Annotated in this window: 14 protein-coding genes; 10 read left to right on the forward strand and 4 right to left on the reverse strand. The window is 72.1% G+C overall.

Annotated elements, in window-relative coordinates; genetic code table 11:
* The first annotated feature begins 254 nt into the window (after positions 1 to 254).
* The 4 genes from KS423_RS26075 to KS423_RS26090 all read left to right on the forward strand — a co-directional run bounded on the left by KS423_RS26075 (position 255) and on the right by KS423_RS26090 (position 4553).
* A complete protein-coding gene (locus KS423_RS26075; RefSeq protein ID WP_224282207.1) occupies positions 255 to 980 on the forward strand; it encodes an ABC transporter ATP-binding protein in 726 nt (241 codons plus the stop codon).
* Complete coding sequence (locus KS423_RS26080) at positions 977 to 3283, forward strand: ABC transporter permease (RefSeq protein ID WP_224282208.1); 2307 nt, start codon at positions 977 to 979, stop codon at positions 3281 to 3283. Before KS423_RS26075 ends, KS423_RS26080 begins: the two co-directional genes overlap by 4 nt.
* Positions 3284 to 3422: 139 nt before the next feature.
* The gene (hemC, locus tag KS423_RS26085; RefSeq protein WP_224282209.1) at positions 3423 to 4358 is read left to right on the forward strand and encodes a hydroxymethylbilane synthase; all 936 of its coding nucleotides are present in this window, start codon (positions 3423 to 3425) and stop codon (positions 4356 to 4358) included.
* A 51-nt stretch (positions 4359 to 4409) separates the two neighbouring features.
* Positions 4410 to 4553 (forward strand): hypothetical protein, encoded by a 144-nt coding sequence (locus KS423_RS26090; protein WP_224282210.1) that lies wholly within the window; start codon positions 4410 to 4412, stop codon positions 4551 to 4553.
* Positions 4554 to 4581: 28 nt separating this feature from the next.
* On the opposite strand, the gene KS423_RS26095 is transcribed toward KS423_RS26090, so the two are convergent.
* Positions 4582 to 5325, reverse strand: coding sequence for an alpha/beta hydrolase (locus KS423_RS26095; protein WP_224282211.1), 744 nt, complete (start codon positions 5323 to 5325; stop codon positions 4582 to 4584).
* Between the two features lie 377 nt (positions 5326 to 5702).
* Here KS423_RS26095 and KS423_RS26100 point away from each other — a divergent pair, with 377 nt between their 5' ends.
* Entirely contained in the window at positions 5703 to 6230 is a 528-nt protein-coding gene (locus KS423_RS26100; protein ID WP_224282212.1) for a hypothetical protein, read from the forward strand.
* A 1-nt stretch (position 6231) separates the two neighbouring features.
* On the opposite strand, the gene KS423_RS26105 is transcribed toward KS423_RS26100, so the two are convergent.
* Positions 6232 to 6762, reverse strand: coding sequence for a winged helix-turn-helix domain-containing protein (locus KS423_RS26105; RefSeq protein ID WP_224282213.1), 531 nt, complete (start codon positions 6760 to 6762; stop codon positions 6232 to 6234).
* Between the two features lie 47 nt (positions 6763 to 6809).
* Between KS423_RS26105 and def the strand changes: the two genes are divergently transcribed.
* The 3 genes from def (at position 6810) to KS423_RS26120 (ending at position 8634) form a co-directional block, all read left to right on the forward strand.
* Complete coding sequence (def, locus tag KS423_RS26110; RefSeq protein ID WP_224282214.1) at positions 6810 to 7400, forward strand: peptide deformylase; 591 nt, start codon at positions 6810 to 6812, stop codon at positions 7398 to 7400.
* Between the two features lie 166 nt (positions 7401 to 7566).
* Positions 7567 to 7848, forward strand: coding sequence for a hypothetical protein (locus KS423_RS26115; RefSeq protein WP_224282215.1), 282 nt, complete (start codon positions 7567 to 7569; stop codon positions 7846 to 7848).
* Between the two features lie 135 nt (positions 7849 to 7983).
* Positions 7984 to 8634 carry a methyltransferase domain-containing protein gene (locus tag KS423_RS26120; RefSeq protein ID WP_224282216.1) on the forward strand — a complete coding sequence of 217 codons (651 nt, stop codon included), beginning with the start codon at positions 7984 to 7986 and terminating at the stop codon, positions 8632 to 8634.
* Positions 8635 to 8759: 125 nt separating this feature from the next.
* Here the strand turns inward: KS423_RS26120 and KS423_RS26125 are convergent, their stop codons facing one another.
* Together KS423_RS26125 and KS423_RS26130 are read right to left on the reverse strand one after the other, a co-directional pair.
* On the reverse strand, positions 8760 to 8948 hold the full coding sequence (locus KS423_RS26125; RefSeq protein ID WP_224282217.1) for a DUF397 domain-containing protein: 189 nt from the start codon (positions 8946 to 8948) through the stop codon (positions 8760 to 8762).
* Positions 8945 to 9826, reverse strand: a complete 882-nt coding sequence (locus KS423_RS26130) for a helix-turn-helix transcriptional regulator (protein ID WP_224282220.1) — start codon at positions 9824 to 9826, stop codon at positions 8945 to 8947. Before KS423_RS26130 ends, KS423_RS26125 begins: the two co-directional genes overlap by 4 nt.
* 118 nt (positions 9827 to 9944) lie before the next feature.
* Here KS423_RS26130 and KS423_RS26135 point away from each other — a divergent pair, with 118 nt between their 5' ends.
* Positions 9945 to 10400 (forward strand): ATP-binding protein, encoded by a 456-nt coding sequence (locus KS423_RS26135; protein ID WP_224282218.1) that lies wholly within the window; start codon positions 9945 to 9947, stop codon positions 10398 to 10400.
* A 307-nt stretch (positions 10401 to 10707) separates the two neighbouring features.
* Positions 10708 to 10902 (forward strand): hypothetical protein, encoded by a 195-nt coding sequence (locus KS423_RS26140; protein ID WP_224282219.1) that lies wholly within the window; start codon positions 10708 to 10710, stop codon positions 10900 to 10902.
* Positions 10903 to 11208: the final 306 nt, after the last annotated feature.

The raw sequence follows: 11208 nt of genomic DNA on the forward strand, positions 1-11208 counted from the left end.
ACGGCCGCGCGGTGCAGCCGCCGCGCCCGGGCGAGCGCCACGGCCAGCCGACCGGCCGCGGCACTCGCCACACCGGCCACCGCGACGGCCACCCAGCCCCACCCCGTTCCCCACACGACGCCAGCTTCCCAGGTCGCGGCATGATCCACATCATCCGGGGGTGCCGCCCCCGTACATCCCGGGTACTACGGCCGCCGCGGTTACACCCGGGGTGGGACGTGACGGCGGGGCGCCTGCGCCTACGGTCGTCCACCATGAGCAACGACCACGACGGGACCTCCCGGCCGGGCGACGCGCAGGTCGTCGTCGAGCTGTCCGGAGTCCACAAGGAGTTCGGCGACGCCAAGGCACTCGACGGCGTCGACCTGCGGATCCGCGCCGGCGAGGCGGTCGCCGTGATGGGCCCCTCGGGGTGCGGCAAGTCCACCCTGCTGAACATGGTGGCCGGACTGGACCGGCCCACCGCCGGCACCGTCCGGGTGCAGGGGCAGGACCTCGGACAGCTGAACGAGAACGGGCTGGCCCTCTTCCGCCGCCGCCACATCGGCATGATCTTCCAGTTCTTCAACCTGATCGACGACCTCCCGGCCCTCGACAACGTCGCCCTGGCCGCCCAGCTGACCGGCACCAGTGCCCGCCAGGCCCGTCGCCGCGCACTGGAGCTGCTGGACGAGCTGGGGGTGGCGCACCGCAAGGACGTCTACCCGGCCTCGCTCAGCGGCGGCGAGCGCCAGCGGGTCGCGGTGGCCCGCGCCCTGATGAACCGCCCGGCCCTGCTGCTCGCGGACGAGCCCACCGGCGCGCTGGACAGCCGCTCGGGCGAGCAGGTGATGGACCTGCTGATCGACCTCAACCAGATCGGGCAGACCCTGCTGATCGTCACCCACGACCCCAACCTGGCCACCCGCTGCGCCAGCCGGCTGGTCGAGGTCGCGGACGGCAGGGTGGCGAACGAGCGGATGCTGGAGGCGTCCGCATGACCGGCGCGGTGTGGCGGGCTTCCCGGGCAGCGGTGAAGCGCCGCCGGGTGCAGACCATCGTGATCGGCCTGGTCGTGTTCTGCTCGACCACGACCGTGCTGCTCGCCCTGGCGGTGATCAGCGCCGCCCGGGCCCCGTTCGACGACGCCTTCGGCGGCCAGCGCGGAGCGCACGTCGTCGCCGCCTTCGATCCGGCCAAGGCCTCGGCGGAGCAACTGGCCGCCACCGCCCACCGGCCGGGCGTCGAGGCCGCCGCCGGGCCGTTCGACCAGGCCGTGGTGGAGATCCCCACCGACTGGGTCGGCAGCCCGCCCGGGCCGCTGACCCTGGTCGGCCGCGCCGACCCGGCCGGGCCGGTGGACCGGGTGGAGCTGCTGTCCGGCCGCTGGGCCACCGCACCCGGCGAGGTGGTCCTCAACTCGCCGTTCGGAGGCGGAGCGGAAAGTCTCCTGAACTCCCCGCTCCCCATCGGCGGCGGCCGACACCTCACCGTCGTCGGCTTCGCCACCAGCATGAGCCAGAGCGCCGGCGGCTGGGTCGCCCCCGAGCAGGCGGCCGCCCTGCACCCCACCGGCCGGCAGATGCTCTACCGCTTCACCGACGCCGACGACGAGCAGCGGCTCACCTCCGCCCTGGCCACGGCCACCGAAGGCCTGCCCGAGGACGCGGTCGTCAGCGCCCAGTCGTACCTGGTGCTCAAGCAGGCCTTCTCCGCCGGCGCCGACGCCTACCTCCCGCTGATGACGGTCTTCGGCGTGCTCGGCCTGGTCGTCTCCGTGCTGATCGTCGGGAACGTGGTGAGCGGCGCGGTGGTCTCCGGGTACCGGCACATCGGCGTGCTGAAGTCGATCGGCTTCACCCCGCGCCAGGTGGTCACGGTCTACCTGACCATGGTCTCGGTGCCCGCGATCGCCGGCACCGTCCTCGGCACGGCGGCCGGCTGGGCGGCGTCGTACCCGATCCTCCGGTCCGCATTCTCCGGCATCGTCACCGGCACCGCCGTGATCCAGCCCGCCGGCTGGCTGCCCGCCGCCACCCTGATCAGCCTCCCGACTCTGGTCGTCCTCGCCGCCCTGGTCCCGGCCTCGCGCGCGCACCGGCTCTCCGCCGCCCAGGCCATCTCGGCGGGCAGCACGCCGCGCAACGGCCGCGGACTGAAGGTCCAACGGTGGCTGAGCGGCACCAGACTGCCGCGTGCGGTCAGCCTGGGCCTCGGCCAGCCCTTCGCCCGCCCTGCCCGCACCGCGCTGACCATGGCGGCGATCGTGCTCGGCGTCGTCACCGTGACGATGACGACCGGCCTGAGCAGCACCCTGACCGAACTGGTGGACCACAACGACGGTCACACCCACGTCAACGTCCAGACCGCCCACTTCGCGGGCAACAAGGTCGAGCCGAAGCTCACCCCGGCCCGGACCGAGGCGATGCTGCGCGCCACCCCCGGCGCCGAGCGGGTCACCAGCCGCGGGCTGGTCCAGGTCGGGCTGGTCGGCTACGCCCAGCCCGCGTTCGCCGACTTCTACGGCGGCGACGTCGCGAACTCCAAGTGGCTCTCGGTGGTGGACGGCCGTCCGGCGACCGGCCCGAACGAGATCGAGGCAGGGCCGTCCTTCCTCAAGCAGCACGGGCTCAAGGTCGGCGACAGGCTCACCCTGTTCCTGGACGGGCGGCAGTTGCCCGTCACCCTCGTCGGCGAGGAGTCCCAGGGCAACCCCCGGGCGTTCGCCTCCAACGACGCCACCCGGGCCGCGCTCACCGACGACCCGCACGTGGTCGAGTACGACGTGACGCTCGCCGTTGGCGCCGACGCCGAGGCGTACCGGAAGGCGGTCTCGGACGCCGACCCGAGCCTGTCGGCCTCGGTGTTCGCGCCCGACCTGGCCGGGCCGGTCGCCGCGGTCATCGCCTTCACCACGATCTTCACGGTGCTGTTGTCGGTGGTCGCCGCACTGGGCGTCTTCAACACCCTGCTGCTCACCATCCGCGAGCGCCGCCGGGACCTCGGCATGCTGAAGTCGATCGGGATGACACCACGGCAGGTGGTGGCGATGACGGTCGTCTCGGTGGCCTGGCAGGGCGTGGCCAGCGGGATCATCGGCATCCCGGTCGGGATGGTGGCTCACCGCCTGATCACCGAGAACGTCGGGACGATCGTCTTCCCGGAGGAGATGCTCGACATCTGGAGCGCCCCGCTGCTCGTCGGCCTCGCCCTGGCGGGCGTGGCGATCGCCGTCCTCGGCGCGCTCGTCCCGGCCCGCTCGGCGGCCCGGCTGTCGATCGCCGAGGTGCTGCACAACGAGTGAGCACGGACCTCGGGACGGACGGCCGGTCGGAACCCCGACCGGCCGTCCGTGCCGTCCGGGCCTGCCGTGTCGGCCGCCGCGTCCGCCGCACGGCTGACGCATGCTCAGGCCGCGCTGTTCGAGCGCCTATCATCGCGCCATGGCCACCGCTGAGCTGATCCGCATCGTCTCCCGCTCCTCGCCCATGGCACTCGCCCAGGTCGACCGGGTCCGCGCCGAACTCGCCGTCCTGCATCCGGAGTTGCGCACCGAGGTGGTACCGGTCACCACCTCGGGCGACCGCTGGACCGGCGACCTCGCCGCGCTGGGCGGCAAGGGCGCGTTCACCAAGGAGGTCGACGCGGCGCTGCTCGCCGGGGAGGCCGACGTCGCCGTGCACTGCCTCAAGGACATCCCCGCCGACCGCCCGCTGCCCGCCGGCACCGTCTTCGCCGCGTACCTGCGCCGCGACGACATCCGTGACGCGCTCGTCCACCCCGGCGGCCTCGCCCTGGCCGAACTCCCGCCCGGCACCCGGATCGGCACCTCCTCCGTCCGCCGGGTCGCCCAACTCGCCGCCTCCCACCCGCACCTGGAGTGCGTCCCGATCCGCGGCAACGCCAACAGCCGGCTCGCCAAGCTGGAGGCCGGGGACGCCGACGCGCTGCTGCTCGCCGTCTCCGGCCTGGAACGGATCGGCGAGCAGGCGAGGATCACCGAGGTGCTCGGCGTCGAGGCGATGTGCCCGCCGATCGGCGCCGGCATCCTCGTCCTGCAGTGCCGCGAGGGCGACACCGCGACCATCGAGGCGGTCACCGCCCTCGGCCACCATGAAACCTGGCGCGAGGCGGCGGCCGAGCGGATGTTCCTGCACGCGCTCCAGGGCCACTGCAACAGCCCGATCGCCGGTTACGCCAGGGCGGAGAGGGACGGCCGCCTCTCGCTGCGCGGCCGGGTCTTCACCCCGGACGGCAAGCAGGTGCTGGACGCCCACGAGTGGGCGGGCGCGCTCAGCCCGGAGGACCTCGGGACCTCGGTGGCGCTGGCGCTCAAGCGGCAGGGGGCGCAGGAGCTGATCTCCTCGATCCCGCACTGATCCGGCCGGGCCGAGTGCCTCACGGCATGGGCCCGGCCGGGGGAGGCGCTGGTGGCCGGGCGCCGCCCCGACCGGACGGTACCGCCGAGGGCCGGTACCGCCGCGATCGGGGCGGTCGTGCATCCGCCGGTCACCGCCATCGAGGAGGACCGGGACCTCTCCTCGATGAGCGGCGTCCTGACCGGTACCGCCTAACGTCCGTTGCCGTCCGGACGGCCCGGCCTCACGTCAGGTGCCGGGCGAAGAACCGGGCCCCGGCGTCGAGCTCGAACTGCGGGACGCCGGTGTGCCCGCCCAGATTGGCGTGCAGCGTCTTCTCCTTGGAGCCGAAGGCGTCGAACAGGTCCAGGGCCGCCTGCCGGTCGTTCCCTTCGTCGTCCCACTGCAGCAGGACCTGCAGCGGAATGGTGACCTGGCGGGCCTCCTCGAAGATGGTGCGGGGCACGAAACTCCCGGCGAACAGAACGGCGGCCGAGATGCGCGGCTCGACCACTGCCAGCCGGGCGCCAATGGAGATCACTCCCCCCTCGTACCCGACCGGGCCGCCGATCTCGGGCAGCGAAAGGAGGGCGTCCAGAGTGGCCCGCCATTCCGGGACCGCCTTCTCGACCAGCGGGAGGACAAGGGCGTCGACGATCTCGTCGCCGACCGGCTCGCCGGCCTCCATCACCCGGCGCAGGTCGGCGCGGGCCTGCTCGGCGGCGGCCCAACGGGGCCGGTCACCGCTCCCGGGCAGCTCGATGGTGGCCGAGGCGAAGCCGTACTCCGCCGCGTAGTACCGGGCCCGCCCTGCCAGCCGGGGGTACATCTTGCTCAGTCCGAGCGGCGGGGGACAGATCAGGATCAGCGGCGCCGGTGCGGACGCGGAGGCGGACGCGGGCGTCCACAGGATGCCGGGGATCTCGCCGAGGGTGAACTCGCGTTCGAGGACGCCGTCGTCGAGGCGTCGCTCAGAAGTGAACTGCATGGTCGTGCCTTTCGGGAGTGCTCTGGAACGGCGCTCCCGGACGACCTATCGCCCGGCCGTGACCCCGGAGGGGAGCACCCATGTCGATACTGCGTTCACGGGTACCACCTCCTCGTTCTCTCGCACGGCCTCCGGAAAACTAGCAGCGGCCGCCCTGGTCCGCAAACGGGTTTCTGCGGAGGTTCCGTGGCCGGATGCCACGGAGCCACTCGGGCCCGGGCCCGGTACGGCTGCGACGATGCCGCCGCTCGGCGTACCCGCTTCACCACCGACGCGTCCTCGACGCCGAGCTGCGCGGCCGGGCGCCCGGTGACCGTCCGGTGGTTTTTCCCTCCTCCGGCGAGAACCGGGAGAGTGTTCGGGGCGTCCGTTGAGGCGTGATCAGTGCGGTGCTCGGCGGGATGCCGATGTTCTGGCCCGGGCTGCTGCTCTCGCTGGTGCCCGCGGCCCTGCTGAACCGTCCGGTGGGGCGGTTGCTGCGGGCTCACTGGGTGGTGGGCTTCGTGCTGCTGCTCGGACTCGGCGGGGTGGTCACGGCGACGCTGCTGCCGGAGGCGTTCGAGCTCTCGGAGGGTGCCGTACGGCAGTGCGCCCTGGAGGGCGGCCGGCCGCGATCGCCGTACGAGCTGCTGCACGTCCGGCACATCGAGCTCAAGCTGGCGACCTACGCCCCGGTCGGGTTCGCGGCCGCGCTGGCGGGCACCCGGCGGCGGGCAGCGGTGGCGCTGCTGGGTGCGGCGGCGCTGCCGTTCGCGGTGTCGGCGGTGCAGTACGCGCTTCCGGCGATCGGCCGGGACTGCGACGTGCAGGACGTGTGGGACGGGGTGCAGGGGGTCGTCCTGGGAGCGGCGGTGGGCTTGGTGGCCGGGCCGCTGGTACGGGCGGTGCGAGCGAGGACGGTCTGAACTACTCGTCGAGCAGCGGGAACAGGCGCGTCACGGCTGCGACCGGGCGGGCCTCGGCCGGGCGGGTGGCCGGGTCGGTCTCGCGGCCCCGGTAGCGGGCGAGGACCTGGCGGACCGCCTCGTCGACGGCGGTCAGCTCCTCGGGCGTCAGGTAGACGACGGCACTGAAGGCCTCGTCCCGCTGCCACTCGGCCGGGGCCTCGGCGCGCCGGGCGAGCCAGCGCTGGTGGCTCTCGTCCTCCAGGCCGCGCGCCAGCTCGCCGAACTCGCCCTCTGCTGCGGGCTGTCGGACCGTCGGAAGCCGCCACGGCCGGGCCCGTCCGTCGGTGGCCGGGGCCTCTTCGATCAGCCCGTACCGGGCCAGCTGCCGCAGGTGGAACGAGCAGAGGCCCGAGCTGAGGCCGAGCCGGGCGGCGGCTTCGGTGGAGGTGACGGTGCCGTGTTCGGCGAGCAGTTCCAGCAGTGCGGTGCGGACGGCGTGTTCGGGAAGGGGGCCGGTTCTGACGAGGTCTTCGGTCACTTTGCAAAGCATGCTACTTTGCAAAGCCGACAGCAAGCCCAGCCCCTCGAAGGAGCGCCGTGTCCGAGCCGCGTGAACGCCCGACCGTCCTGCGGATCACCGAGGTGGGGGAGGAGATCCTGCGCCGCGCCTGCCGCACGGCGACGGAGGAGGACTTCGGCAGCGAGCGCCTGGCGCGGCTCATCGACGACATGTTCACCACCATGCACGTCGCCGACGGCTGCGGCCTCGCCGCCAACCAGGTGGACGTGGACCTGCGCCTGTTCGTCTACGACTGCCCCGACGACGACGGCGTCCGGCACACCGGCCACGTGCTCAACCCGGTGGTCGAGGAGCAGGATCCCGGGCGTGCGCTGATCGAGGAGACCGAAGGCTGCCTCTCCGTTCCCGGCGCCAACACCAGGCTCGCCCGCCCGGCCCGGACCGTGGTGCGCGGCGTCAACCAGCACGGCGAGCCCATCGTCATCGACGGCACCGGCTACTTCGCCCGTTGCCTCCAGCACGAGACCGACCACCTGAACGGCGGGCTCTACATCGACCGCCTCTCCGCCCGGGACCGCAAGAGGATGATGAAGCAGACCGCGGACCGGCGGGAGAAGGTGTTCGCCGAGCGCGCCGCCAGGGCCGCGAAGGTGGTCGGGGCCGAATAGCGCGGTGACCGCACAGGTGCCCGGCCCTGGCGTCCGATATCGCTGCCGCGCTCGCCGATTCGAGGGATCGGCAGCGGTTGTGCCGACGCGGACGGGGCGCGAGGGGAATCCCTGGTCCGGAGAGGCGCCCGCTCCCAGTCGTGCGCCCTCGGAAAGGAGAACAGTCATGCGTCGTCGTATCGCGATGGTCGGCATGCCGGCCATCGTCGGTGTGCTCGCACTCGCCGTTCCCGCCCAGGCGGCGACGGGCGTCCTGGTGGTGAACGGTGTGCCCCGGGAGAATCCGCAGCGGGGCTGCTACGCGACCTCGTCTCCGGTGTCGATCCGGAACTTCACGGACTCGACGGTTCTGGTGCACGCCGCGGCGAACTGCCAGGGGCCGGTGACGGCGGAGGTGGCTCCCGGGGCGTTCGCGCGGGCAGTCGGGACGAGCTACTTCGTCCTCTGAGTCGGTCCGCACCGCGCCGGAGCGGGACGTCGGCTTGGCCGACTTCCCGCTCCGGCGCGGTGTCGGAAAGGTCGCGAGGCCGAGACGGGCGCCTCGTCGGGCGAACACGGCGGGTCGCAGCACTAGGGTGGCGAGGTGACCGAACCAGCCCACCTCGCCGCCGTCCGGGAGGCGTACGACACCGTCGCCGCAGACTACCTCCGCCTCGTCGTCCCGCCGGAGGGCATGGACCCGGTGTCCCGGGCGATGCTCGCCGCCTTCGCCGAGCTGGTGCGGGAGTCGGGCGGCGGTGAGGTCGCGGACCTCGGTTGCGGGCCCGGGCGGGTGACGGCGTACCTGGACGGGTTGGGGCTGTCGGCCTTCGGCGTCGACGTGTCCGGTGAGATGGTCGCCCTGGCGCGCCGGGCCTACCCCGAACTGCGCTTCCTGCACGGCTCGATGGGCGCGCTCGACCTGCCCGACGGCGCCCTCGGCGGCATCCTCGCCTGGTACTCCGTCCATCACGCCCCGGCGGAGCAACTCCCCCTTATCTTCGCGGAGTTCGCTCGTGTCCTCGCGCCCGGTGGGCACCTGCTGCTCGGCGGCCACGCGGGTGATGTCCGGTTGGACCACGCGAAGGCGTACGGCCACCCGGTGTCGTACGCCTCGTACCTGGTTCCGGCGGCCCGCCTGGCCGAGTTGCTGGAGGCGGCCGGCTTCACCGTCACGGCGCGGGTCGAGCAGCCGCATCCGAAGGACAGGGGCCGCTCGTACGTCTGCCTGCTGGCCGAGACCCGTACATACTGAACCTGTCGGGCGGTGCGGACGTGTGCCGGGTGCGGTCAGACGGCCTCGGTGGCGGCAGCGAAGTCGACGAACGCCAACGGCCCGCCGCGGGGAAGGCGGTGGGCCGTTGAGGGGAAGTCTTCGGATCAGACCTCGGCGGTGGCGGCGAACTTCACGAACGCCTCCCACGCGGCCGGCTCGAAGACCAGCTGGGGGCCGCTCTTGTCCTTGGAGTCGCGCACGTGGACGACACCGGGGGTCTCGGCGACCTCGATGCACTCGCCGCCTTCGTTACCGCTGTAGCTGCTCTTGAACCATGCCTGCTCGGTGCTCATCGTTCTCCCAGGATCTTCTCGATCAAGGCCAGGGACTCCTCGGGGTCGTAAGCCTGGGCCCGGAGGACGTTGTAGCGCGCGTTCATGACCTGGACCTCGTCCGGATCGGTGATCAGCCTACTGCTCGTCTGCACTTCGACGTAGCCCTGCTGAGGACGTCCCTTGGGCGTGATCAGAATGAACGGTCCACCCATCCCGGCGTGTTCGGTTCTGCTCAGCGGCAGCACCTGGATGACCATGCCGCGCATCCGGCCGACCTCCAGGAGTCGACGGAGCTGCGCTGTATGGACGTCCCAGCCGCCGAGCGGCCTTCGTAGGACGCTCTCGTCGATCACCCAGCTGAACATCCCGCGCGGCCAGCGGGTGAGCACTTCCTGCCGCGCCATTCGCGCCGCCACCCGCATGTCGATTACATCCTCCGCCAGAGGGGGCTGCCTCATCGCGTAGACCGCCCGCGTGTGCGCCTCGGTCTGGAGCAGTCCGGGGATGTCGAGCGTGGCGAAGTTGTGCGTCTCGACCGACACGTCCTCCAGGCTCACGTAGCCCCGGAACCAGGCCGGATGCCGCAGCCGGGCCTTGGCCCGCGCCTTCATCACGTCATCCGCCGCGATGGCCAGCAGGCCGCCGGCGTTGAGGGCCCTGTCCACCGCGATCAGCAAATCGGGCTGCGGGGTCCGCACTCCGCGCTCCACCGCGCTGATCAGCTGCTCGCCGTAGCCGACGATCTCGCCGAGCTGCTTCTGTGTCAGTCCAGCCTGCTCCCGTAGGAGTTTGATCTGCTTGCCGATCGCGCGGAAGAAGTCCGAGACCTCCGTCAGGTCCTCCGGTAGCTCCGTCCGCACCACGTCGCCCGACTCGCTGTTGCGCGCCGCACCCATCGTGGTCACCCTCCTGTGATTGAGCCACGACCAATTGGCTGTCCGCACCCGTACAAACACTCTCCGTGCCTGCTGGGTGCATGGTCAGCGTACGTCCGCCCCGCCACGCTTAACTCCCATGACGACCGAAATCCCTCTCGACAACCCCCGGTCCCGCACCGCCACCCTCACCGCCTCCCCCAAGGGCGCAGCCATTTGCCGACGCCTGGCACGTCGTCAACTCGCCGATTGGGGGCTGGACTCCACGCACACCGAGCCATTCCACTGCGCGCTGCTGATCGTCGCGGAGCTGGCCGCGAACGCGATCACACACGGACGCGTTCCGGGGCGCGGGTTCGAGCTTCACCTCTCGCTCACCACCACCGTGCGCCGGGGCACCACCCTCCGCATCGAGATCAGCGACCCCCGGGGTGACAGGCTCCCCGTCCTCCCCACCGTCCACACCCCCAACGCCCAGACCGGGCGCGGCCTCACCCTCGTCGACGCCCTCTGTGACCGCTGGGGCACCATCCCCCGCCACCCCAACGCCAAGACCGTCTGGGCCGAACTCGACCTCGCCCCCGATGCCCCCTGAACCCCGCCATAGCGAGGGCCTTCACGCCGCCCCAACACTCCGATGAGCCTCCAGGAGTGGGAAGTCGGCCGGGCCGACTTCCCACTCCTCCTGTTGCGCCCGCGACCCCGGCTGAGCTTGTTCTTCAACCCCGGATCCGGTGTTGGGGCATGTGACGGTGCGCCTGGTGTCGGATGATGCACCCATGGGTGAACCAGGGATCAGAGGACGGGTGTGGGGGCCGGCGGACCGTAGCAACGGCCCGCTGGATGATGTTCTCGGAGGTGTCCGTCGAGTTCTGCCGGGGCTGCGGGTCGAACGTTTGCAGGTGACCCGTCCCTCCGACGACGACAACGTGTACTTCCTCAGCGTCGAAGCCGGAACCGACCACGTCCAGGTCGACACCGGTCGGCACGGACAACCGCCGTTCGTCGTCGAGGGCGCCCGCCGCACGGTCACATCGGATCCGGCGGAAGCCCTCGCGGCTGTGTGCAGGGAGTTCGGGCTGAGTGTGGGGTCGTAGCGGGAGCGCGTCGGAGCGGGTGCCTGCGCGGTTTCGCCGTTCACCGGACAGCGGCCGGCCGACCTCCTGCTCCGCGCCTCCGGGCAAACCCTGACGTGAAATCAGGGAGTGACGGCCGCCCGCCCCTGATGCCCCGGGCGGGCGGCACCGGAAGACTCGTCGTCAGGGCCGGGAAACTCCGGCCCGGACGACGATCAGTCTGGAGCCGACCGCACGTGAACGCGCACACGAACCGCACCCGTTGGGCCGCCCTGGCCGCCGCCGGCGCCCTGGCGGCCGCGCTGACGGTCGGGGTGGGCGCGCCCG

Origin of the sequence: Streptomyces sp. LS1784 (genome assembly GCF_020103755.1) — a bacterium.
GTDB lineage: Bacteria > Actinomycetota > Actinomycetes > Streptomycetales > Streptomycetaceae > Kitasatospora.

Coding starts and splice junctions, on each gene's coding strand:
- KS423_RS26075 (WP_224282207.1), top strand. CDS start 255: ATGAGCAACGACCACGACGGGACCTCCCGGCCGGGCGACGCGCAGGTC.
- KS423_RS26080 (WP_224282208.1), top strand. CDS start 977: ATGACCGGCGCGGTGTGGCGGGCTTCCCGGGCAGCGGTGAAGCGCCGC.
- hemC (WP_224282209.1), top strand. CDS start 3,423: ATGGCCACCGCTGAGCTGATCCGCATCGTCTCCCGCTCCTCGCCCATG.
- KS423_RS26095 (WP_224282211.1), bottom strand. CDS start 5,325: ATGCAGTTCACTTCTGAGCGACGCCTCGACGACGGCGTCCTCGAACGC.
- KS423_RS26105 (WP_224282213.1), bottom strand. CDS start 6,762: ATGCTTTGCAAAGTGACCGAAGACCTCGTCAGAACCGGCCCCCTTCCC.
- KS423_RS26115 (WP_224282215.1), top strand. CDS start 7,567: ATGCGTCGTCGTATCGCGATGGTCGGCATGCCGGCCATCGTCGGTGTG.
- KS423_RS26125 (WP_224282217.1), bottom strand. CDS start 8,948: ATGAGCACCGAGCAGGCATGGTTCAAGAGCAGCTACAGCGGTAACGAA.
- KS423_RS26130 (WP_224282220.1), bottom strand. CDS start 9,826: ATGGGTGCGGCGCGCAACAGCGAGTCGGGCGACGTGGTGCGGACGGAG.
- KS423_RS26135 (WP_224282218.1), top strand. CDS start 9,945: ATGACGACCGAAATCCCTCTCGACAACCCCCGGTCCCGCACCGCCACC.